We start from the raw sequence: 23,161 nt of genomic DNA, 5'->3' as shown, positions 1-23,161 counted from the left end.
CCCCAGGAGCGCGGCGCCGTGTCCGTGGTCGCCGCCGGAAAGATCACTGTTTCGGCGCTCACCGCCCCCGGAGTGACACGAAGGGCGATTTCTTCCGAAACCTGTGAACCTCCGGTGACCCCTGGGCGTCCTGCTTCAGCAGAGGTCTCGTGTTGCTCGGCGAGGGGTGAGATGGCGGTCGTCGGAAAGGCGTGGCCGGAGGCCCAGGCCGCCCACAGCAGTCGTTCCCAGGTCGAGGCCTGGACCTCCGGTTATGCCCGGCAGGCATGGTGCGTCGACTTCCTCGTCGCCCTGCTCGCGGGCCTGTTCGCCTTCGTCGCGCGGTTCCGCTATCCGACGTTCGGCGACCCGTGGAGCACGCCGTACATCGGGCTGAGCCTCTTCCTGCCCTTCCTGTGGACCGGCGTGCTCGGCATGGGCCGCGCGTACGAGCAGCGGCTCTTCGGCGTCGGCTCGGAGGAGTTCCGCCGGATCATCCAGGCCGGGTTCTCGCTGACGGCGACCGTGGCGATCCTCGCGTACGCCACCAAGATCGACGTCGCCCGCGGCTACGTCATCGTGGCGCTGCCCCTCACGACGGGCCTCGACCTGGTCGGGCGGTACCAGCTGCGCAAGCGGCTGCACCGGCGGCGGAAGGCCGGCGAGTGCATGCGCCGGGTCGTGGCCGCCGGCCACCGCGCGGCAGTGGCCGACCTGGTGCGGCAGCTGCGCCGCGAGCCCCAGCACGGCATGGAGATCGTCGCCGCCTGCCTGCCGCCGATGCTCGCCGCGGGCGACGACGCGGTCCGTGAGATCGAGGGCGTACGGGTCGCGGGGGACTTCGCCCGGATCGCCGGAACCGTCGAGGCGGTGCACGCCGACACCGTCGCCGTGCTCGCCTGCCCCGAACTGGACGGCGTGGCGCTGCGCCGCCTCGCATGGCAGCTGGAGAAGGACGACGTCGACCTCGTCGTCGCCCCGGCGCTCATGGAGGTCGCCGGTCCGCGTACCTCCATCCGCCCGGTCGCCGGGCTGCCGCTCCTGCACGTCGAACATCCCGAGCTGAGCGGCGCCCGCCGGCTCGTCAAGAACGCGTTCGACCGCACCGTCGCGACCGCGGCGCTGATGGTCCTGTGGCCACTTCTGGCCGCCATCGTGATCGCCATCCGGCTGGAGAGCCCCGGTCGCGCGCTGTTCCGCCAGGTCCGGGTCGGTCAGGACGGCCGCGAGTTCACGGTGCTGAAGTTCCGGACGATGGTCGTGGACGCGGAGCGGCGCAAGGCCGAGCTCCTGCAGCTCAACGAGCACGACGGCGTCCTGTTCAAGATCAAGAACGATCCGCGGGTCACCCGGATCGGGAGCTGGCTGCGGCGCTACTCCCTCGACGAACTGCCCCAGCTGTTCAACGTGCTGTGGGGCGACATGTCGCTGGTCGGCCCCCGCCCGCCGCTGCCCGACGAGGTCGCACAGTACGGTGATGACGTGCGCCGCCGCCTCGTCGTACGACCGGGCATGACCGGTCTGTGGCAGGTGAGCGGACGGGCGGACCTGACCTGGGAGGAATCCGTGCGCCTGGATCTGCGTTACGTCGAGAACTGGTCCTTGACCCTCGACCTGCAGATCCTGTGGAAGACCTGGGCGGCCGTCCTGCACGGTTCCGGTGCCTACTGACGTGTAGAGAGAAGTACGTGATCCACGACGACCACGCCCTCGCCAGGGACCTGGCCACCGAGGCGGGAGCGCTCCTGCTCCGCCTGCGCGCAGAGTCCGGCTTCGCCGACGTACGAACACTGCGGGACACCGGCGATCGAGAGTCGCACGTGTGCATCACCGAGGCGCTCGCCCGGCAGCGCCCCGGCGACGCGGTCCTCAGCGAGGAGGGCAAGGACGACCTCGGCCGCCTCGACGCCGACCGCGTGTGGATCATCGACCCGCTCGACGGCACGTACGAGTACGGCGAGGAGGGGCGGTCCGACTGGGCCGTTCACGTCGCGCTCTGGGAGCGGGACGCCGACGGCACCGGGCGGCTCACCGCCGGGGCCGTCGCACTGCCCGCCCAGGGCCGCACCCTCTCCACGGCCGAGCCCCTGACGCCGCCTCCGCTGCCCGACCCGTCGCAGATCCGGATGACGGTCAGCCGCACCCGCCCGCCCGCGTTCCTCGACCGGCTGGTCGAGGAGGTGGAGCCGGACGTGCGCGTCATGCCGATCGGATCGGCCGGCGCGAAGGTCGCCGCGGTGCTCCTCGGCGACGTCGACGCCTACGTGCACGCGGGCGGTCAGTACGAATGGGACTCCGCGGCGCCGGTCGCGGTCGCCCTCGCCGCGGGCGCCCACGCCTCCCGCATCGACGGGTCAGCCCTGACCTACAACAATGAGAACACCCTGCTGCCGGATATCCTGGTTTGCCACCCGGATTTGGCGCCAACGCTGCTCGCCGGAATCCGGGCGGTCTCGTAAACGAACCCGGGAGCGGCTCCACATGCAGCGCAGTACCGCGGACACCCGTGACTACCGGACGTCTCAGCTCGGCGTCCTGGAATCCGAATCGATCCACATCATCCGGGAGGTCGCGGCCGAGTTCGAACGGCCCGTCCTGCTCTTCTCCGGTGGCAAGGACAGCATTGTCATGCTGCGCCTGGCCGAGAAGGCGTTCTGGCCGGCGCCGGTCCCCTTCCCCGTCATGCACGTCGACACGGGGCACAACTTCCCCGAGGTCATCGAGTTCCGCGACCGCCGGGTCGCCGAGCTCGGCGTCCGCCTCGTCGTCGCGTCCGTCCAGGAGTCCATCGACAAGGGGCGCGTGGTCGAGGAGACCGGCCGGCGGGCCAGCCGGAACCGCCTGCAGACCACCACGCTGCTCGACGCGATCGAGGAGCACCGGTTCGACGCCGCGTTCGGTGGCGCCCGCCGGGACGAGGAGAAGGCCCGCGCGAAGGAGCGCGTCGTCTCCTTCCGCGACGACTTCGGCCAGTGGGACCCGAAGAACCAGCGGCCCGAGCTGTGGAACCTCTACAACACCCGGATCCGCCAGGGCGAGCATGTCCGGGTCTTCCCGCTGTCGAACTGGACCGAGCTCGACATCTGGGACTACCTCCGGATGGAGGGCCTGGAGATCCCCTCCATCTACTTCGCGCACACCCGCACGGTCTTCGAACGCGACGGCATGCTGCTCGCCGACAGCCCGTACTCCAACCGGGGTGAGGACGAGCCGGCCTTCGAGGCGACGGTCCGGTACCGCACGGTCGGCGACATGAGCTGCACGGGCGCCGTCGAGTCGACCGCGACCGGCCTCGACGAGGTGATCGCCGAGATCGCCGCCACGCGGATCACCGAGCGCGGCCAGACCCGCGCCGACGACCGCACCAGTGAGGCCGCCATGGAGGACCGCAAGCGGGAGGGCTACTTCTAAATGGACATCTTGCGGCTCGCGACCGCGGGCTCGGTCGACGACGGCAAGTCCACCCTCATCGGGCGCCTGCTGTACGACTCAAAGTCGATCTTCGAGGACCAGCTCGAGGCCGTCGAGCGCACCAGCCGCGACCGGGGCGAGGAGTACACCAACCTCGCGCTGCTCACCGACGGCCTGCGCGCCGAGCGGGAGCAGGGCATCACCATCGACGTGGCCTACCGCTACTTCGCCACGCCCCGGCGGAAGTTCATCATCGCCGACACTCCCGGGCACATCCAGTACACCCGGAACATGGTGACCGGCGCCTCGACCGCCGACCTGGCGATCGTCCTCATCGACGCGCGCAAGGGCATCCTGGAGCAGTCGCGCCGGCACGCCTTCCTGGCGACGCTGCTGCGGGTGCCGCACCTCGTGCTCGCGGTCAACAAGATGGACCTCGTCGACTACGACGAGGCGACGTTCGAGCGCATCAAGGACGAGTTCACGTCCTTCGCGGCGAAGCTGTCGGTCGGCGACCTGACGTTCATCCCGATCTCGGCCCTGCACGGCGACAACGTCGTCGAGCGGTCGGCGAACACCCCGTGGTACGACGGCCCGTCGCTGCTGCACCACCTGGAGAACGTCCACATCGCCTCCGACCGGAACCTCATCGACGTGCGGTTCCCGGTGCAGTACGTCATCCGGCCGCACAAGTCCACCGACCCGGAGCTGCACGACTACCGGGGCTACGCCGGGCAGGTCGCGGGCGGCGTGCTCAAGCCCGGCGACGAGGTCATGCACCTGCCGTCCGGGCTGACCACCCGGATCAAGCGGATCGACACGGCCGACGGCCCGGTGGACGAGGCGTTCCCGCCGATGTCGGTGACGCTCCTGCTGGAGGACGACATCGACATCTCCCGGGGCGACATGATCTGCCGGCCGCACAACCGGCCCCAGGTCACCCAGGACGTCGACGCGATGGTGTGCTGGATGTCGGACGAGCGCCCGCTCGTGCCGCGCGGCAAGCTGGTCATCAAGCACACGACCCGCACCGCGAGGGCGATGATCAAGGAGCTGCAGTACCGGCTCGACGTCAACACGCTGCACCGGCACGAGGACGCCGAGCGCCTGGATCTGAACGAGATCGGGCGGGTGCGGCTGCGCGTCACCCAGCCGCTGTTCGCCGACGACTACTCCCGCAACCGCGCCACCGGCGGCTTCATCCTCATCGACGAGGCCACCAACGCCACGGTCGGCGCCGGCATGATCATGGAGAACCGCTAGATCGAACGGGGTCGGGCCCGGCTCCCCAGGGGCGCCGGGCCCGTACGCCGCTCGGATCAGGACTGCTCGGGCGGGAAGCCGCCGGTCGCGATCGGCCCCCACTCCTCGATGTGGATGCGGATCAGCGACTTGCCCTGCCGCCGCATCGCCTCGCGGTACTCGTCCCAGTCGGGATGCTCGCCGGCGATGCAGCGGTAGTACTCCACCAGCCCGTCCAGCGCCTCCGGCATGTCCAGCACCTCGGCGCGCCCGTCGACCTGGACGTACGGGCCGTCCCAGTCGTCGGACAGCACGCAGATCGACACCCGCTCGTCCCGGCGCAGGTTTCGCGCCTTGGCCCGCGCGGGGTAGGTCGAGATGACGATCCGCCCGTCGGAGTCCACGCCGCAGGTCACCGGCGACATCTGCGGCCGGCCGCTCGCCCGTACGGTGGACAACATCCCGTGGTGCCGGGGCCGTAGAAACTCCAGCAACTGGTCACGGTCGACCCGCTCGGCGGTCGCGATCCTCGGAGCCACCTGAAATCACCCTTCCGGACGCTGCTCATGATTACGCACAGCAGCCTAAACTTTCCCGGGTGCTGCCCTCTGTGGGAGTGGTCATCCCCACTCACAACCGTCCCCGGCTGCTGCGCAAGGCGATCGAGTCCGTGCTGGCCCAGGACTACGACGGATCGGTGCGCGTCGTCGTCGTGTACGACCGGGCCGAACCCGACCCGAGTCTGGCCGGCGACCGGGTCGAGGTCATCGCCAACACTCGTACGCCCGGCCTCCCCGGCAGCCGCAACACCGGCATCCTCGCGCTCGACACCGATCTGGTGGCCTCCTGCGACGACGATGACGTGTGGCTGCCCGGCAAGCTGGCCGCTCAGGTGGCGGCGCTGGAGACCGAGCCCGAGGCGGTCCTGGCCAGCTGCGGCATCCTCGTCGCGTTCGACGGCCGGGAGCTGCCCCGACTGGCCGGCGCCGACCGGGTCGGCTTCGACGACCTGGTGGGCGACCGCGTGGTGAGCGTGCACTCCTCGACGTACGTCGCGCGGCGCGAGGCGCTCATCGACATCGGCATGGTCGACGAGACGATCCCCGGCGGCCAGGGCGAGGACTGGGACCTGGCGCTGCGCGCGGCCCGGCGGCATCCGATCGTCAACGTCGACCGGCCGTACGTCCGCGTGCTGTTCGGGCAGACGTCCTATTACGCGCAGGCCTGGGAGACGAAGGTCGAGGCCCTGCGGTGGTTCCTCGACCGCTACCCGGAGATCGGCCGGTCCCCCGAGGCGGCCGCGCGCGTGTACGGGCAGATCGCGTTCGGCTGCGCCACCATCGGCCGGCGCCGGGAGGCCGTGCGCTGGGCGGGCCGGGCGATGCGGGCGAACTGGAAGGAGCGGCGGGTGCCGTTCGCACTCGCGGTGGCCAGCGGCGCCGTCTCCGGCAAGCGGGTCCTGCTCACCCTGCACGCCCGCGGCCGGGGCATCTGACCCGCGCAGAGTCTCACCCTCGGGGATCCGGCCTTCGAGGAGTCCGGCCTGCAGAGGGCCCGGCCTTCGAGGGGGCCGGCCTTCGAGAGGAGCGCGCCTTGCGCCGTCGGCGCTCGGCGAAACCGTGACCACCCGGCGCGCGGAGGTCTGCCTTCGCGCGCCGGACGGTGGTCGCTCAGGTCGTCCAGGTGACCTTGGGGTTGGCGGCCGTCTCCGCCGAACTGTTGTCGGCCGGCGCCGGCCGTGCCGACTCGGCGGTGTCGGTCCGCGGTGCCGCCTCGGCCGGGCGCGGCTGGGCGGCCGGGCGGGACGGCTCCGCGGGACGTGCCGATTCAGCCGGGCGCGCCGCGTCCGCAGGGCGGGCCGGGTCGGCGTGGCGCGAAGGCTCGACGGACCGGGCCAGCTCGGACCTCGCCTGAGCCGTGGAGCGCGCCGACGCCGAAGGCCGGGCGGGCTGCTCACCGGACGCGGGCGGGAGCGGCTCGGGCCGGTGCCGGCGGCCCTTCGGGGGAGGGGCGCCCTCGTCGGACACGGCCACCATGTCGAGCACCGTCGGCGCGTCCTCGATGGCCTGGTACTTGCCCTGCGGCGTCGCCGTGCCCGCCGTCATCGTCGGGGGATGAACCGGCCGCTCGCGCAGCGGAGGCGGGGTCCGGGCCGGCAGCGGCCGGGGCGGCGGCGCGGACACCTTGTCGTCCTGTACGGGCAGCACGACCGCGCCCATCACCGCGGCGCCCATCCGGTCGATGCGCCGGACGCCGTCCCGTACCTGGGCGTAGCGCGCGAGCGGGACCTCGACCACCATGATCGCGGCGTCGGCCAGGTCCGCCAGCGCCTGGGCGTCCGCGCCCAGCTCCGTGGACGGGGCCTCGATGATCGTGAAGCGGTAGTTCTCCCGCAAGGAGCCGATCAGGCGGGTCATCTGCTCGCGCTGCAGCAGTTCGGCGGCCAGTTCGCTGTTCGCGCCGTCCGTGATGGCGCTCAGCGTCGGCGCGCCGTGGTTCTTGCGGACCACCTCCTGCGGCTCGGCCCAGCCGAGCAGCACCTCCGACAGGCCCGGCCCCTCCGGAAGACCGAGGATCTCACCGGCCAGCGAGGAGCCCAGGTCCGCGCAGACCAGCAGGACGTCCGAGCCCGTACGGGCCAGCGCCGCGGCGAGGTTGGCGGCGACGAGGCTGCCGCCGCGGCCCGGCGCCGCGCCGGTGACCAGGAGGACGTGGTTGCCGTGCCCCAGCGTGGCCGTGAGCACGTGGGAGAGCTCGTGGAAGCTCTGCCCGGTACGGCTGCGCGCGGGCAGCAGGCCCAGGCCCTCCCGGCCGCGCTTGGCCGGGATGTCCACCAGGACCGGCAGGTCGAGGACCCGCTCGATGTCCTGCGCGGTGCGCACCCGCTTGTCCGTACGGTCCAGGAGGATCGCCAGGACCACGCCGAGCAGCAGGCCGCCGACGAACCCACTCGGCAGGTACCTCATCAGGCTCGGGTCGGACGGCGAGCCGGGCAGCCGCGCGTCCGTGATGATCTGGCCGGGGTTGACGTTGGCCGCCGACACGCGCAGGTCGGACGACTTGTTGTTGAGGGCCTGCATCTGGGCGACGACCAGGTTCTTCTGCACCTTGTCGGTCATCGTCCGCAGCTGCTTCGACAGCGAGTTGATCTGCCGCTGGAGGGCCCCCAGCTGGGTCATCAGGACCCCGGTGGCGCTGTCGCGGCGGTCGTCGAGGTAGGCCTGGGCGAAGGCGTGCGCACGGTCCCGCGCGCCCTGGGCGGTCGCGGCGTTGACGGTGATGTAGAGGACCGTCGAGTTGTTAGGGACGTTCACCGACACGGACGAGCTCAGCATGGTGGGCGTCTGATTCGAGTGCAGGTTCCGGGCGACCCGCTCGGCCACGTCGTACGAGCGGACGCGCTGCGCCTCGGTCTGCAGGTTGATGTCCTGCTGCTTGCCGGACTGGCTGCCGCTGTCCAGGGTCGTCGGCGTGACGTTCACGACCGTGAAGGCGGAGTAGGTCTTGGGCATCACCACGACGAGCATCGCCGCCACCGCGATCCCGAGCGCGGCCGCGGCGACAACCACCCACCAGCGGCGTTTGAGCATTGCGAGGTAGTCCGCGAGCTCGCGCGAGCCCCCCGTGGCCGTGGCGTCCATCTGACTGCGTGGCCCCTTCGCCGAAGGTCTATGAGACCGCCATAACATACCTTGCCGGGCTTGGCCGATCCGTGTGCTTGCGCGGGTCTCGTCAGGCGCCGGCGCCTGACGTGCGCGGGACCCGTCAGGCGCGGCGGCCGACGAACGCGCGGGACTCGTCAGGCGCGGCGTCGGACGTGGAAGCCGATGAGTGCGACCGCGAGGACGAACGCCGCACCGCCGATGGCGAGCGCGACGAGGGTGGTGTCCTGGCCGCCGCCGGTGTCGCCGGCGCTCTGCCGCGCGGGCAGCGGCGTGGTCATCGCGTTGACCGAGCTCGGCAGCGGCACCCGCCAGATGGGCTGGTCGACGCCCTCGGAGTTGACCAGCAGCGAGTGACCGTCCGGCGTGAACGTGACCCCCTCGCCCTGCTTCTGCTGGGGCAGGAGGACCGCCGTCGGCTTGTCCGCGAGGGACTTGGCCACGTCGCCGTCGTTGATCCACCAGACGTACGCGGTGTCGTCGTCGCGGATGACGACGCGGTCGCCGGTGGGGGAGAAGTCGCCGCCGGAGGCCCGGGTGACCGGGACGTCCATGACCTTGCGCAGCAGGTTGACGCCCTGGGGGTTCAGGCTCGCCGGCGCCTCCCACAGCGACGCCTGCTGCTGCGCGGTCTCGGTCTTGGTGACGACGAAGACGCGGCCGGTGCCGGGCTGGACGAGCAGCGACTCGGCGTTGCGCCCGGGGACGCCGTCGGCGTACCGCAGGTGGTACGTCTCCAGGCCGGCCGGGGTGACCTGGCCGGTGGAGTTCGCGGGCGGCTCGTCGAACTTCAGCACCGCGTAGTCCCGCCGGCTCGACTTCTTCGCCGCCTGACGGGTCCTCAGCGCGTCGCCGATGTCGCCGACGTAGATGGCCCGCTTGCCGTTGCGGAGCCGGACCGCGGCGATGTCCTCCCAGTCCTGGTTGGACCCCGCCGGCAGGCGTACGGTGAACTGCGGTCTGCCCTTGGCGTCGAGCCCGAAGACGTCCGTGGAGCGGCCCGAGTCCTCGTGGCTGTAGAGGATGCGGCCGTTCTCGCTGGTCGCCAGCCCGCTCGCCTGCGTGATGCGGGTGTCGGTCACGGTCTCGACGACCTGGGCGTCGATCGGTCCCGGATCTCCGTCGACGCGCGCGGTGGCGGTGGTCGGCCAGAAGGCGCAGAGCGCGGCCAGAAACACCGACGACGCGCGGTACAGGCGGATGGGCATGCTGTTCCCGGCTCTCCCCACTGAAGTCTTTGAGAAGGTAAGGCCCGGGGCCGCCCCCGGTAAACTCCTGCCGGCGTGGCGGCGGGACAAGCAGTCTAAGGAGCTGTCGGTGTCGAACGGATACGAAGGCGGTTCCGGCGGCCGGGCGCGCCCCGTCGAGCGCGGCTCCCGGCCTGCGGGTCTGATCGCCGCGTGACCGCCGTGAGCTCTTCGAACGCGCGGCCGGGATCCCGGCGCGTCTCCGACGCCCCCTCCTCCGAAGAGGAGTCATGGGGGCAGGACCTGCCCCGGTGGCCGTTCGCGGTGTTCTTCGCGGGCTACCCGGTCCTGTGGGTGCTGGGCCTCGGCGGGTTCGCCGCCGATCTGGCCGCGCTGCCGATGTTCGGCGTTCTGCTGCTGCGGCGCGGCCTCCGTGTGCCGCCCGCGTTCGGGCTGTGGCTGCTGTTCCTGATCTGGATGACGTTGTCGGCGACCCAGCTCGACAGCGCCGGCCGCATGATCGGGTTCGTCTTCCGGTTCATGAACTACGCCGCGGCCACCATTTTCTTCCTCTATGTCTACAACGCCTCGCGCCGCGCGCTGCCGCTGTCCCGCGCCATCGGCCTCATGGTGCTGTTCTGGATCTGGGTGGTGGCGGGCGGCTACCTGGGCGTCATCCTGCCGAACGGGTCGATCAGCACGCCCATGCAGAGTCTGCTGCCGGGCTCGATCGCCGGCAACGACTACGTGAAGGACCTCGTCCACCCGAAGTTCGCCGAGGTGCAGCGGCCATGGGGGGCGCCGCGCGCCTACAACCGGCCGAGCGCGCCGTTCCCGTACACCAACACGTGGGGGAGCCACTTCGCGCTGCTGGTCCCGTTCGCGATCCTGTACATGCGGACGGCGGCGGTCCGGTGGCGGCGGCAGGCGGTCACCGTCCTGCTCCTCGCCTCGCTGGTCCCCGCCTTCAGCACGCTGAACCGCGGGATGTTCCTCGCGGTCGGCGTCGGCGTCGTGTACGCCGCCGTCCGGTTCGGCTTCCGCGGGCAGGTGAAGTGGCTGGCGGCGGTGCTCGTCCTCTTGGGCATCGGCCTGGCGACGGCCTCGGCGCTCGGGGTCGGGCAGAGCATCGGCAGCCGCACCCAGTACAGCTCCACGAACGCCGGCCGGGCGACCATCTACCGGGAGGCGTTCGAGCGCACGCTGGAGTCGCCGTTCATCGGATTCGGCGCGCCGCGTCCGTCGCTCACCCTCAGCATCTCGGTCGGCACCCAGGGCCAGTTCTGGAACGTCATGTTCTCGTTCGGCTTTGTGGCGCTGACCCTGTTCTGTGCCTGGCTGTGGCTGCTTCCGCTGCGGACGCGAGCCGCGCCGGGCGCGCTGCTGTGGCTGCACGTCGTGACGGTCATGGCCTCCTTCATGATGTTCTACTACGGCCTGGACGGCTCCCAGCTCGTGGTGATCTTCGTGGCGGCGGCGCTCGTGATGCGTGAGACGGCGGGCGGCCCGGAGGTGGCGCCGCTCGGGCCGCCCCGCCGGCGGGCCGGGTCCGGCCTCGCCCGGTCGGACGTCCGCACCCTGTCCGGCTGGGTCCGCTACACCCCGGGGCCGACCTGGAGCCAGGGAGAGGACGACGATTGACCACTCAGGCCGAGGCCGCGCGGGACGACCGCGCCGGGCGCTCGCACGTACGGGAGTTCGCGCGCGGCGGGGCGATCGGGCTGGTCGGCTCCGGCGTCGCCGCGGTGGCGGGCTTCCTGCTGACCGTCGTCGTCGCGCGGGTGCTGGGCCCGGCGCAGACGGGCGTCTTCTTCACCGTGGTCGCGCTCTTCATGATCCTCACGGAGGTCACCGAGCTGGGCGCCGACACGGGCCTGGTACGCACGACGGCGCGCCTGCGCGCCCTCGGCCGGGTCGGTGACCTCCGCCGGGTCGTCGTCGCCGCGCTGGTCCCCGTGCTGGCCGTCGGCGCGGTCGCCGGGCTCGCGGTGTTCGCGCTGGCGCCGTGGCTGGCCGGGCTGCTCGTCGACTCCGCGCACCATGACGACGCGGTGTTCCTGCTGCGGGTCTGCGGACCCGTCCTGGCCGTGTCGGCCGCCCGCAACGTCGCGCTCTCGGGCACCCGCGGCATGGGCAGTCTCGCCGCGTTCACCGTCCAGGCGAACGTCGTCACGCCGCTGAGCCGCCCGGTGCTCGTCATCGCCGTCGCCGCCGTCGGCTACGGCGCCGGCGGGGTCATGGTCGCCTGGTCACTGCCCATCGCGCTGACCTTCGTCGCGGCGGTCGCGATCCTGTGGCGGCTGCTCCGCCGGGCGGAGTCGGAGGACCATGCGGCGGCCGGAGCGGCCCGGGTCGCGTCCACGGCGGCCGGACCGGATCAGGTCGCACCCGCGGCGGCCGGAGCAGGCCCGATCGCACCCGCGGTGGCCGGAGCAGGCCAGATCGCACCCGCCTTGGCCGGAGGGGACGGGATCGCGTCCGGCGGCGCGGCGTCTTCGGCGGTCCGGGAGTTCTGGGCCTTCTCGGGGCTGCGCGGCGTGGCGGCCATGCTCGAGATCGTCGTCACCTGGCTCGGCGTTCCGCTCGTCAGCGCGATGGTGTCCAGCCACGACGCGGGCATCTACGCCACGGCCGGCCGGTTCATCACGACCGGGACGCTCGTGCTGGCGGCCACCCGGCTCGCCGTCGCGCCGCAGATCGCCGGCCTGCTCGCGCGGGGGGAGACCCGGCAGGCCGAGGACCTGAACGCGGTCGCGACCGGCTGGATCGTCGCCGCCTCCTGGCCGCTGTACCTCGCCCTCGCGGTGTTCGGGCCGTTCGTCCTCACGCTGTTCGGCACGGACTTCCGCGGCGGCGCCGGGGCGATGGCGATCCTTGCCTGCGCCATGGCGCTGGTGCTGGCGACCGGGAACGTGCAGACGGTCCTGCTGATGGGCGGCAAGAGCTCGTGGAACCTGATCGACAAGGCCGTCGTCGTGGTCCTCATGGTGGTGCTGCACCTGCTGCTGGTGCCGTCGTTCGGCATCATCGGAGCCGCCACCGCGTGGGGCGTCTCGATGCTCGTGGACAACCTGCTGGCCGTGGTGCAGGTTCGCTACCTCATGGGCCTGCGGCTGCGGACACGTACGCTCGCTCCCGTCGGGGCCTGGGCGCTGGTGTGGTTCGGCGGCCTCGGCATCGTGCTGCGGATCCTCCTGGGCACCGGCCTGCCGGCGTTCGCCGCGTACGCCGTCCTGGCCACCGGCGGCTACGGTGCCGTGCTGTGGCGGCTGCGGCACGTGCTGCAGGCCGACGTGATGTTCGGGGCGCTGCGGTCACGCGGGCGCGCCGGGGAGAAAGAGGAGGGCTGACGTGCCGACCGGGTTCGTCGGGTGGGCGAAGGACCGCTCGCCACGCTGGGTGAAGGACGCGGCCAACGCGACGACGCGCGCGTACGCCGTGCGGACCGCCGGCCGGCGGCACCTGCCGGACTTCCTCATCATCGGCACCAAGCGCGGCGGCACGACCTCGCTGTGGAACTACCTCATCCAGCACCCGCTGGTCATGCCGATGTATCCGGAGTCGCGCGGGGTCAAGAGCCCCGGCTACTACTACGTCAACTACGACCGGGGCGACGACTGGTACCGCTCGCACTTCGCCACCGAGGAGGAGCTCGACCGGATCCAGCAGCGCCTCGGCGGCCCCCGGCCCGTCACCGGCGAGGCCTGCCCGTACTACATGTACTACCCGCCGGTGCCGGAGCGGGTGCGCGCCCGCACTCCGGACGTGAAGATCATCGTGACGCTGCGCGATCCGGTGAAACGGGCCTACTCCCACTACTGGGAGCGGGTCGGGGACGGCGTCGAGGACCTGAGCTTCGAGGACGCCCTGGCGGCCGAGCCGGAGCGGCTGCGCGGCGAGCGCGAGAAGATGGCCGCCGACCCGATGTACTACAGCCGGGCCCACGACTTCTACACCTACCGGGACCGCGGCATCTACCGGCCGCAGCTGGAGCACTGGTTCTCGGTCTTCCCACGCGAGCAGTTCCTCATCATGCCGGCGGAGGACCTGTACACGAACGAACAGGCGGCCGTGGACCGGGTCACCGAATTCCTGGGACTTCCTGCACATCCGCTGAAGATCGCCGAGCGGCACAACCATCTTCCGGCGCCGCCGATGAATCCGGCCACCAAGGAGGAGCTCACCGAGTTCTACCGGCCGCACAACCGGGCCCTGTACGAGCTGCTGGGCGAGGAGTACTCCTGGCCGGCCTGACGCGGCGGCGTGGGGCGACGCGCAGCCCCCGTGGGAGGTTTACTCGCCTCAGCAGCGATTTTTCTCGCGCTAATCACCGGCAATAGCGAAATGATTACTCTCGTTGACAACGAGTGCACGTTGCACTAATTTTGCCACGTTCCTGCGCCAGCTTCTCTGTGCCGCAGATTGATTATCCCCGAGCCCCTCTGCTCGCCGCTTTATCTCCGCGGGAGAGTTCATGGCATTCCGTCTGCCTGCGCGCAAGGCCCCCCTGGTCGCCGGTGCGGCCGCCTTGGTCGCCGCCGGCGTCATCTTCGTCCCCAACTGGGCCAGTGCGGGCGCGCCGGACGGCAAGTCCTCCGGCGCCGCCGCGCTGTCCTGCTGGGCCGTCAAGCAGGACTATCCGAAGAGCACGACCGGCCTGTACTGGCTGAAGACGCCTCGGATGAGCAGCGCCCAGCAGTTCTACTGCGACATGACCACCGACGGTGGAGGCTGGATTCTCGTCGGCCGTGGCCGCGAGAACTGGAACTTCCACTACGCCGGCCAGAGCAGCGCGTCCAACGTGCGCAACACCCCGACCGGCACCGGCGCCTTCTCACCGGCCACGGTCCCCGGCGACACCATCAACGGCCTGTTCAACGGTGGTTCGATCGACGAGGTGCGGCTTCACCGCGCCAAGAACGCCGAGGGCACCTCCTGGCAGGACGTCTCGCTCAAGTACAAGGACCTGGCCGACTGGTCGTGGACCTTCGACGGCGGGCTCCCGCTGAGCTCGGCGTCCTTCGACGGCACGACCTACGACGGCGGGTACACCGACGCGATCAAGAAGTCCGACTTCCTGCACCCGTACAACGGCCTGTCGACCGTCAAGGCCCAGGCCGACTCGTGGAAGAAGGGCTTCGCCTACACCACGAGCATCTCGGGCGCGTCGACCAGCTCGAGCAGCTACCTCTGGAAGGCGACCTCCAGTGGCCTGCCCACCCCCTTCACGCAGGTCTGGATCCGTCCAAAGATCACGACCTCGACCGGCGGTCCGGCCCCGGCCACGCCGAAGCTGCTCAGCGGCAAGACCTCGCCGAGCCCCTGGGGCGTGACCGGCGTGGTCAGCGGCCTCAGCGGTGAGAACCACATCGAGGTGCACGCCCTCGGCGTCGTCGGGAGCACCCTCTACGTCGGTGGCGAGTTCAAGTACGTGCAGAAGGGCGCCAACCCGGCGGCCGGCGACAAGGTCCAGCAGTCCTACCTCGCGGCGTTCGACACGAGCACCGGCGAGTGGAAGACCGGGTTCCGGCCCAAGCTGGACGGTGAGGTCTGGGCGATCAAGGGGACCAGCGACAAGCTGTTCGTCTCCGGTGACTTCACCAACGTGAACGGCGTCGCCAACACGTCGGGCCTCGCGGCACTCGACCTGAAGACCGGCGCGCCGCTGTCCACCTGGAAGTCCAGCCTGATCCGCGGCGGTAAGGACGCCAACGGCAACCCCAACATCCCGCGCGGCCGGGCCATGGACATCCAGGACGGCTGGCTCTACATCGGTGGCACGTTCGACCACATCAAGGGCGGCACGACCATCAGCAAGTCGCCGTTCTGGGTCGGCGGCGCCGCGCGCGTCAAGGTGACGGACGGGACCCCGGACACCACCTGGAACCCGTTCTTCGACGCGGGCGTCTACTCGCTCGACGCCAGCTCGCAGGGTGACCGCGTCTACTTCGGCGGCCGCATGCAGCACATGGGCAAGCAGAAGGAGGTGTCGCTCAAGGACTTCGCGATCGTCAGCACGGCGGCACCGGGCGGCCACATCTCGGGGCTGGGCGACACCAAGTGGATCCCCAGCACCGACGACCCGAGCAAGCCGTACCGCAACACGATCCTCGAGGTCGGCGACCGCGTCTGGATGGGCGGGTCGGAGCACGACCTGCAGGTCTACGACCGGGACTTCGACAAGAAGATCGGCGGCAACCTCGCCCGCTCCGGCGGTGACTTCCAGTCGTCCGTCGAGATCAACGGCGTCCTGTACGCCGGGTCGCACGGTTTCGACTTCGACTACACCGACGGCTGGACGTACCCGGACCCGAAGACCGGCGGCTACTCCAACGTGCACCGCCTCAACATGGTCGGCGCCTGGGACGCCAAGACGGGCAAGTACCTGCCCGACTGGAACCCCTCCTTCTCGTCGCGGGCCGGCAACGGCGTCTGGGCGCTCGTGAAGGACAACAACGGGTGCATGTGGGCCGGTGGCGACCTGAGCCAGGGCTCCTGGACCGGCTCCGGCTACCAGTGGCTCGGCGGCTTCGGCCGGTTCTGCCCCTGATCCGAAATCACCTTCCGCATCATCGTGATCGGGGAATCACCCACCGGGTGATTCCCCGATCCCGCGTTGGGGGCCTGGGGAATGGGAGGCTTTGGCACATGAGGATCGTCAGAGCACGCGGGCGCGTCGCCGCCCTGTCGGCGGTGCTGCTGGTCGGCGCGGGCGCCGTGCTGTCCGCCTGCGGCTCCGCGTCCGGCAACGACGGCAAGGGCGGGAAGACGCCCGCGAGGGCGGTCGCCCTCGCGGAGGGCCGGTCGGCCACACCGGGCGGAGACTGCGGCGCCGACGCCAAGCTCATGCCGAAGTGCGGCGCCTACTGGGGCATCTACTCGGTGCAGGGCAAGTCCCTCACCTCGGCCGTGACCGACATCGAGAGCAAGATCGGCCGGCGCTTCGACCTCACCCTGCGCTTCCACGACTTCTCGAACGCCCCCGGGCCGGGACGTTTCCCGGACGCCTCCGAACGCGTGCTCGGACAGAACCGGCTGCTCTTCTTCGCCTGGGAGAGCAAGGTCTACCAGACCCAGCAGAGCTACAAGTGGCGTGACATCGCGGCCGGCACCTACGACCGCTCCGTGATCGAGCCGGTCGCCGAGCGCGTGAAGGCGTACGGCAAGAAGGTCTTCATGTCCTTCGACCCGGAGATGGACCGGCACCAGAACAAGGGCGAGATGAAGGGCAGCGCGGCGGAGTACGTCGCGGCCGCCCGGCACGTCCACGACGTCTTCCAGAAGGCCGGCGTCACGAACGTCGTGTGGGTCTGGGTCGTCACCGGCACGATGAGCGGAGTCAACCCGCAGCGGATGCTCGACTCCTACCCCGGTGACGCGTACGCCGACTGGGTGGGCTGGGACCCGTACAACTTCTACAAGTGCCACAACGGGCCGTGGCACACGTTCGACGAGAAGGTCGGCCCGACGTACCGCTTCTTCCAGCAGCACGGGTTCGCCAAGAAGCCGTTCATCCTCCCGGAGTACGGCACGCAGTACGACCCGGCCGATCCCAAGCGCTCGGTCGAGTGGTACCGCGCGATTCCCGGCGTGCTCCGGAGCAAGTACCCCAACATCGCCGGGCTCGTCCGGTTCGACGCGGGGCCGGGCTGCAACCTGAAGGTCGACAACGGACCGGGCATGCTCACCTCGTACGCCGCGGCGGGCCGAAATTCCTACCTGAACCCGACGGCGGCTCACTAGGGTCAGAGGATGAGTACGCGCACCTTCCGCATCATGGTCCGGGGCGTCTTCGACGGGCTCACCGCCGAGCAGCGCGCCGAGCTCCTCGCCGAGGCCGAAGAGCATGACGTCCTGACCGCGGCCTTCACCCCCGAAGGCCACCTCAGCTACGACCTCGCCGCCCGGCCCGCCTTCACCTTCCGGTTCCAGGAGACGGGAGAGGCGGCGGAGGACATCCTGGTCGCGACCGAACGCGCGGAGGAGGCGGCGCGGGCGTGGCTGACCGGGCGCGGCTACGGCTACAAGAACCTGAGGTCCAGCGCCGAGGACCTCTCCCAGGCGCCCCTGGGCGCACGGCAACGCCGCGCCGCCCGCAAGAACGCCTGAGGAGCCCACAGGGAGGCGCGATGCCGCCCTGTCGTGTCGGCAGGTCGATCCGGCGTTCCCGGGCGGGGAGCCCGAGGCCGGCTCGGCCCGCCGGACCGGGACCGCGGGGCCGAGGGCCTGCGGCGGCGGCCGATCGTCGGTGAGGATATCGGCCGGCGTAACTGGCACCCGGTGAACGGGTCGGGGCCGTTCTCCCAAAACAAAGGCATGCCAGCAGGGCTGGACCTGCACAACGATCTCGACGCCCGCGGACGGCACCTCGCGGTGCGAGCCGTCGAAGTACGCCCAGCGCCCGCACGCCTACCCGAAGCTGTGGAAGCGTCCCGCGTAACGGCGATGCAGCATCGTTCCTCGCAGGGCGCAGCCGATCTGTGCAGGGCGCGGCCGATCTGTGTATTCGTCTGACAGAGATACTCGCGCCGCCGGTCGGAATGGCTGACGCCGCTCCGACCGGCGGGGCGCCGACCGGTTCAGTCGGCCCAGTCGACGATCCGGGCGTCGGCGCGGAATCGGAGCGCGGGGTCGACGTAGCGGGCCTCGGATACCGCATACAGCAGGGCAACCCCGGCGTTCTGTGCCTCATATCCGGCGGCCAGTAGGGCGGTCTCCGGCTCGCGGACGGTCAGGCCGGCACGCGTCAGCAGTACGCCGACGTCGGCGAGCGCCTGCGCGTCCGGTGCGGCGGCCGGGCCGGGCGGTGCGATGGGCGACGGGGTGGTGGTCATCTGTGTTCTCCTCGGATCAGGCGGTGGCGGTGGTGAGGGCGGCGGCGAGTTCGGGCACGCGGCGGTGCCAGTCGGTGACCTGCTGGAAGGCGTTGCCGGCGGCGAGGATCGCGGCCTCACCGAATGCCGGGCCGGCGAACTGGATCGACAGCGGCAGGCCGGATGCGGTGAAGCCCATCGGCGCGGCCAGGACGGGGTTGCCGATGCAGTCCCAGTACTGCGTGAAGATGTACTGGAACAGCCCCTCGATGTTGATGTTGCCGTCGGCGTCGGTCACGTCCTCATAGCGCGGCGCGCCCATCGCCGTGGTCGGGCAGACGATGACGTCGACGTCGTCGAACAGCCGCGCCACCGCGTCCTGCGCGACCCGCCGGACGCGCTGGGCCTGAACATAGTCAGCGCCGGACACCAGCGCGCCGCGGGCCAGCATCAGCCGGGTCGCCGAGAAGTAGTCCTCCCACCGGCCGACCAGGTCGTTGCGGTGGTAGGCGAACGCCTCGGAGGCCATCGTGACGATGTTGGCGACCAGCATCTCCGACCAGTACGGCAGCGAGATCTCGGTGAGCGTCGCCCCGAGCCCGGTCAGTGCGGCGAGCGCCCCGTCGAACGCCGGGGCGAGCGCAGGGTCCGCGTCCGCCGGAAAGTGATGCTCACGGACGACGCCGATCCGTACGCCCTCCAGCGAAGCGTCCAGGTCCGGCATGGTGAACGGCTGGTCGACGCAGTCCGGGTCGCTCGGGTGGTGGCCCGCGATGATCTCGAGGATGGCGGCGCAGTCGCGGGCGCTGCGAGCCAGCGGGCCGACGTGGTCGAGGCTGTAGCCGAGCGGCGCGCACCCGGACTTCGGCACCCGGCCGAACGTCGGCATCAGCCCGGTGACCCCGCAGAACGCCGACGGGATGCGGATGCTGCCGGCGGTGTCGGTGCCGAGCCCGGCGAAGAACATGCCGGCCGCGACACCGCTGCCCGTACCGGAACTCGACCCGCCCGGCCAGGTGGCGGTGTCCCAGGGGTTCCGGGGGATCGGGAACGGCTTATTCGGGTCGGGCATGCCGCAGGCGAATTCCATGGTCGTGACCTTGCCGGTGATCACCGCCCCGGCGGCCTTGAGCCGGGAGACCACCGGAGCGTCCTTGCCGGCCCCCCACTCTAGGGCGAGGACCAGGCTCTGCGCCGTGGTCGGCCCCTCGGACGCGGCGAGGATGTCCTTTACCCCGAACGGAATGCCGTGCAGGGGTCCGCGGTCGATGCCGTCCGCGAGTTCCCGGTCGGCGCGTTCGGCCGCGGCGAGCGCGGTCTCGTCGAAGCGGGTGAGGTACGTGCCGAGTTCGCCGTCGAGCCGGTCGGCTTGGGCGATCGCCGCGCGGGTCAACTCGGTGCTCGTCACCGCTCCCGCGCGCAGGGCCGCCGCGGCCTCGGTCACGGTCAGGGGTGTCTCCATAGGGGTCTCCTCCAAGGGGGATGCGACCGCCCGTACGGGCGGTCGGGGGTCAGGGCCCGCGCGGCCGTCCGTACGGCGGACGGTGCGGGTCCGGGCTCTTTCAGCCGGGTCGAGTGCAACGACGCCGGCTCAGTGCTCGATGAGACGGCTCGCCCCGGACTCGGCGGGGCGGCTCGGGCGCCACGAAGCGGAGTCAGGACTCGAGGGGACGTCCGGGACGCGATGCCGTGGTGTGGGTCCGTACGGCGCGGGACACGAAGAGGAAGCGGTCGCCGCGCGTGTGAATGTGCGCCAGGTTGAACGGCCGCCCGTCCGGATCGCGGATCACCTGCTCGAACGTGATCAACGGAGCGCCTGCGGCGACGGCGAGCAGCGACGCCGTGGCCGGATCGGCGGCAGAACAGCCCATGATGAACTCCGACTCGCCGAAGCGGAGACCCGCCTCGCGCAGCAGGGCGTACCAGTCGGAGTCGAAGGGCGGGGCGAGCAGCCGCTCACCCTCCGGGAACAGCACGTAGTTGGTGGCCAGCGCGGTCGGTTCGTCCTCGACCAGGGCGACGTACTCCAACCGGAGGCACGGCGCGCCGGGAGGCGCGCCGAGGCGTTCGGCGGCGGCCGCGGGCAGCGGAACCTCCGAGCGGTCGAGCACGCGGGGGCGCATCCGCCGGTTGAAGATGCTGTCCGCCATCGGGTCGGCCGCGCCGTGCGCCTCGGCCATCCGGGCCAGGACGGCGTTGACGACGACGTGGGTGCCGACTCCCTGCCGCCGGTCGATCAGCCCTTCGCGGCGGAGCAGGTCAAGGGCCTCGCGTACCGTCGCCCGGGTCGCACCGTACGAGGCCATCAGCTCCGCCTCGCCGGGCAACTGCCCGCCGTCGAAGCGGCCGCGCAGGACCGCCGAGCGCAGCAGGTCGCGCAGCCGACGGACCTGGGCGTCCTGCGCTCCGCCCAGTCCATACCCCCGAGCCGCCATGGGCGGGCACATTACGGTCGGTCCATTTCGCCGTGATTCCCGGTCCATCACCCGGGTGTTACGCGGCCTGATCATGAGCGACCTCGTCACGAGCCCTCCTTCGCCGGAGAGCCGACCGTGCTTTCGCTTCCCTCGCTCCGCTCGGTCATCGCCGCCCCATCTCCTCGGTGGACGCGGTGACCGCCGCGGGCAGGGCCGCCGTGCGCTTCTCCGGCATCCCGAGGAGAGTCGGCTCCCCGACCGGGCGCCAGGCGTTCGGTTTACACCGGTCGCGGCACGAGCCCTCGGTCGAGCAGCACAGTGAGCAGATCGTCCCGTCGTGGAACGGGCAGGCGGCCATGTCCGCGGCGTCGTACGAACCGGCGCAGACCGTGCACGGCAGCACCTCCACGTCCGCCGGCAGGTCGCTCGTACGCGCGATGTACCAGCGACCGCGCGTGGCGGCGGCGACGATCGGCGGCAGCAGGAACGCCAGGACCAGCGCGATGAACGGCGAGAGCGCGGCGGCGGTCGCCCCGAACGCCCCGTAGTAGGCGGCGATCGCGACGACCGCCGCGACCGCCATCGAGCCGAAGCCGACCGGGTTCACGTTGTAGAGGTGGGCGCGACGGAACTCCACGCCCGCCGGGGACAGCTTGAGCAGCCGCTTGTTGATGAGCAGGTCGGAGCCGACGGCGGCGATCCAGGCGATCCCGAGGTTCGCGTACCAGGAGAGGACCGTGACGATGTGGTGGTAGACGTCCAGCTCCATGAGCAGCAGCGCGAGCGCCACCTGCAGGAACACCCACGCCGCCCGGCCCGGGTGACGGTGCAGCAGCCGGGAGAAGAAGTTCGACCAGGACAGCGACCCCGAGTAGGTGTTCATGATGTTGATCTTGATTTGGGAGAGCAGGACCAGCAGGCCGGCGAGCAGGAGCGCGACCGTATGGCTGCCGGTCATCCGCTGGTAGACCACGGTGAACAGCTCCACCGGTTCGGCCGCCCGGTCCGGCGTGGTCTGCGTCTCGGCGTACCCGACGAGGAGCGTCGACGCGAAGAAGATCACCACCGCGAACAACGTCAGGCCCGGCCCGCCGAAGATCACCGCGAGCTTCCACCGGCCGGCGCGGCCCGGCCGTGGATCGGGCATCAGCCGCAGGTAGTCGCCCTGCTCGCCGACCTGCGCGGCGAGCGAGAGTTGGGCGGCGGCGATCGTGAACACCGCCAGCACGGTGACCCCGGTGGCCGCCGCCGCGGGAACGTGCGGCCTGACCATGTCGTGCACCGCGTGCGGCGCGGTCGCCGCCGACCAGAGCGCCAGCCCGATCAGCGCGACCCAGATCGGCCATGTCCATGCCTGGAACTTCGCGCTGAACGTCATGCCGTACACCGTCAGCGGGATCATCACCAGGGCGACGACCGCGTACGAGACGTGGAGCTCGAGGTGCGTCAGTGCGGTCAGCGCCTGCGCCATGATGGCGCCCTCGTACGCGAGGAAGATCAGGGTGTAGGTGGCGTAGACGAGCGAGGTGAGCGTCGACCCCAGGTAGCCGAAGCCGGCGCCACGGGTGAGCAGGTCGATGTCGATGTGCCGTCGCGCGATGGCGAACGCGGCGACGAGGGTCAGCGGGAAGGTCACCGCAGTGGCGACCGCGAAGCCGATGAGCGCGTTGCCGAATCCGAAGGCGTTCACGAACGCGGCGTCGAGCGCGTAGCCGGCCATGGCCGACAGGCCGACCAGGCAGCTCAAAAAGACCATCCATGGCGACCAGGAACGGAAGGCGCTGGGTGCGTAGCGGAGGGAGTAGTCCTCCAGCGCCGGATTCTCCGCCAGATCCATGTCTCTCCTTCGTTGCGTCGATCCCCGCCGGGGACGCTAAGAAGGACGAGTTGCCGCGGAATGACGGAGCGATTGCGCCCTGTTACGCCGCAGCTCGACCATCGGCCACAGGTGCTGAGCTGCGTCATCGCGGGCAGGACCGTGCGTTTCGCCGGATATTGCTGGATAGCGCCGCATGTTGCAGCGGACGGCCCCGGCGGCGACCGCAGGGCGCGACGACGGGAGGCGACTGTGGAGCGACATGGGAACGGTGCGCCACCGGCCGGAGGCGGCGAGGTGCGTCCCGCGAGCCGCCATACACGGCTTGGCCTAGTTCTCCACGCTACCGGCGATCCGCCGGCTGTTGATCAAGCTGATCATCCACGGCGTTCACATCACCGAACATGTCTGGGCCTGGTCGATCTGGCGCCGCCGACGCCAGTACCAAGCCCGCCTCAGCCATTACCGACGACGCGGTTATCCACTCACATAAGTGCCGTTGCAGTACTAGGGCGTGTCCGGTAGATCTTGGCGTTCGGCTGAGGTCGATCTTGTGACGGGCTTTGATGGTGTGTCATGGTCCGGCGACATGAGTTAACCGATGCGGCCTGGCAGCGGATCGAGCCGTTGCTGC

General features: G+C 70.8%; 18 protein-coding genes. 11 read left to right on the top strand and 7 right to left on the bottom strand.

What is annotated here, in order from left to right; all coding sequences use genetic code 11:
* Positions 1–171: 171 nt before the first annotated feature.
* From NDW01_RS31000 to cysN, 4 genes are read left to right on the top strand one after another with little or no spacing between them, the layout of a single operon-like run.
* Entirely contained in the window at positions 172–1,650 is a 1,479-nt protein-coding gene (locus tag NDW01_RS31000) for a sugar transferase (RefSeq protein WP_252827898.1), read from the top strand.
* A 17-nt stretch (positions 1,651–1,667) separates the two neighbouring features.
* The gene (locus tag NDW01_RS30995; protein WP_252827897.1) at positions 1,668–2,438 is read left to right on the top strand and encodes a 3'(2'),5'-bisphosphate nucleotidase CysQ; all 771 of its coding nucleotides are present in this window, start codon (positions 1,668–1,670) and stop codon (positions 2,436–2,438) included.
* Positions 2,439–2,460: 22 nt separating this feature from the next.
* A complete protein-coding gene (cysD, locus tag NDW01_RS30990; protein WP_252827896.1) occupies positions 2,461–3,390 on the top strand; it encodes a sulfate adenylyltransferase subunit CysD in 930 nt (309 codons plus the stop codon).
* Positions 3,391–4,653 carry a sulfate adenylyltransferase subunit CysN gene (gene cysN / locus NDW01_RS30985; RefSeq protein WP_252827895.1) on the top strand — a complete coding sequence of 421 codons (1,263 nt, stop codon included), beginning with the start codon at positions 3,391–3,393 and terminating at the stop codon, positions 4,651–4,653.
* A 56-nt stretch (positions 4,654–4,709) separates the two neighbouring features.
* Here cysN and NDW01_RS30980 read toward each other — a convergent pair whose 3' ends face one another.
* Positions 4,710–5,171, bottom strand: a complete 462-nt coding sequence (locus NDW01_RS30980; protein WP_252827894.1) for a PPOX class F420-dependent oxidoreductase — start codon at positions 5,169–5,171, stop codon at positions 4,710–4,712.
* Positions 5,172–5,230: 59 nt separating this feature from the next.
* Here NDW01_RS30980 and NDW01_RS30975 point away from each other — a divergent pair, with 59 nt between their 5' ends.
* Positions 5,231–6,127: a glycosyltransferase family 2 protein gene (locus NDW01_RS30975; RefSeq protein WP_252827893.1), complete on the top strand. Its 897-nt coding sequence runs from the start codon at positions 5,231–5,233 to the stop codon at positions 6,125–6,127.
* 175 nt (positions 6,128–6,302) lie between these two features.
* Here the strand turns inward: NDW01_RS30975 and NDW01_RS30970 are convergent, their stop codons facing one another.
* Both NDW01_RS30970 and NDW01_RS30965 read right to left on the bottom strand, forming a co-directional pair.
* Positions 6,303–8,273 carry a Wzz/FepE/Etk N-terminal domain-containing protein gene (locus tag NDW01_RS30970; protein ID WP_252827892.1) on the bottom strand — a complete coding sequence of 657 codons (1,971 nt, stop codon included), beginning with the start codon at positions 8,271–8,273 and terminating at the stop codon, positions 6,303–6,305.
* A 158-nt stretch (positions 8,274–8,431) separates the two neighbouring features.
* Entirely contained in the window at positions 8,432–9,502 is a 1,071-nt protein-coding gene (locus NDW01_RS30965) for a hypothetical protein (protein WP_252827891.1), read from the bottom strand.
* Positions 9,503–9,694: 192 nt separating this feature from the next.
* Between NDW01_RS30965 and NDW01_RS30960 the strand changes: the two genes are divergently transcribed.
* From NDW01_RS30960 to NDW01_RS30935, 6 genes are all read left to right on the top strand, one after another.
* A complete protein-coding gene (locus NDW01_RS30960; RefSeq protein ID WP_252827890.1) occupies positions 9,695–11,122 on the top strand; it encodes an O-antigen ligase family protein in 1,428 nt (475 codons plus the stop codon).
* The gene (locus NDW01_RS30955) at positions 11,119–12,831 is read left to right on the top strand and encodes a lipopolysaccharide biosynthesis protein (protein ID WP_252827889.1); all 1,713 of its coding nucleotides are present in this window, start codon (positions 11,119–11,121) and stop codon (positions 12,829–12,831) included. The genes NDW01_RS30960 and NDW01_RS30955 overlap by 4 nt, the downstream gene beginning before the upstream one ends.
* Before the next feature lies 1 nt (position 12,832).
* Entirely contained in the window at positions 12,833–13,735 is a 903-nt protein-coding gene (locus tag NDW01_RS30950) for a sulfotransferase domain-containing protein (protein ID WP_252827888.1), read from the top strand.
* 220 nt (positions 13,736–13,955) lie between these two features.
* Positions 13,956–16,031, top strand: coding sequence for a fibrinogen-like YCDxxxxGGGW domain-containing protein (locus NDW01_RS30945; RefSeq protein WP_252827887.1), 2,076 nt, complete (start codon positions 13,956–13,958; stop codon positions 16,029–16,031).
* 98 nt (positions 16,032–16,129) lie between these two features.
* A complete protein-coding gene (locus NDW01_RS30940) occupies positions 16,130–17,224 on the top strand; it encodes a glycoside hydrolase family 26 protein (RefSeq protein ID WP_252827886.1) in 1,095 nt (364 codons plus the stop codon).
* Positions 17,225–17,233: 9 nt separating this feature from the next.
* Positions 17,234–17,590, top strand: coding sequence for a DUF6204 family protein (locus tag NDW01_RS30935; protein WP_252827885.1), 357 nt, complete (start codon positions 17,234–17,236; stop codon positions 17,588–17,590).
* Positions 17,591–18,060: 470 nt separating this feature from the next.
* Here NDW01_RS30935 and NDW01_RS30930 read toward each other — a convergent pair whose 3' ends face one another.
* The 4 genes from NDW01_RS30930 to NDW01_RS30915 all read right to left on the bottom strand — a co-directional run bounded on the left by NDW01_RS30930 (position 18,061) and on the right by NDW01_RS30915 (position 22,548).
* On the bottom strand, positions 18,061–18,315 hold the full coding sequence (locus NDW01_RS30930; RefSeq protein WP_252827884.1) for a hypothetical protein: 255 nt from the start codon (positions 18,313–18,315) through the stop codon (positions 18,061–18,063).
* A 16-nt stretch (positions 18,316–18,331) separates the two neighbouring features.
* Positions 18,332–19,756: an amidase gene (locus NDW01_RS30925; protein ID WP_252827883.1), complete on the bottom strand. Its 1,425-nt coding sequence runs from the start codon at positions 19,754–19,756 to the stop codon at positions 18,332–18,334.
* Between the two features lie 193 nt (positions 19,757–19,949).
* The gene (locus NDW01_RS30920) at positions 19,950–20,729 is read right to left on the bottom strand and encodes a GntR family transcriptional regulator (RefSeq protein WP_252827882.1); all 780 of its coding nucleotides are present in this window, start codon (positions 20,727–20,729) and stop codon (positions 19,950–19,952) included.
* 145 nt (positions 20,730–20,874) lie between these two features.
* A complete protein-coding gene (locus NDW01_RS30915; protein WP_252827881.1) occupies positions 20,875–22,548 on the bottom strand; it encodes a purine-cytosine permease family protein in 1,674 nt (557 codons plus the stop codon).
* Positions 22,549–23,161: the final 613 nt, after the last annotated feature.

Source organism: Actinoallomurus soli (assembly GCF_024055715.1).
Classification (GTDB): Bacteria; Actinomycetota; Actinomycetes; order Streptosporangiales; family Streptosporangiaceae; genus Actinoallomurus; species Actinoallomurus soli.
This window is presented reverse-complemented; position numbering and strand designations above follow the sequence as displayed.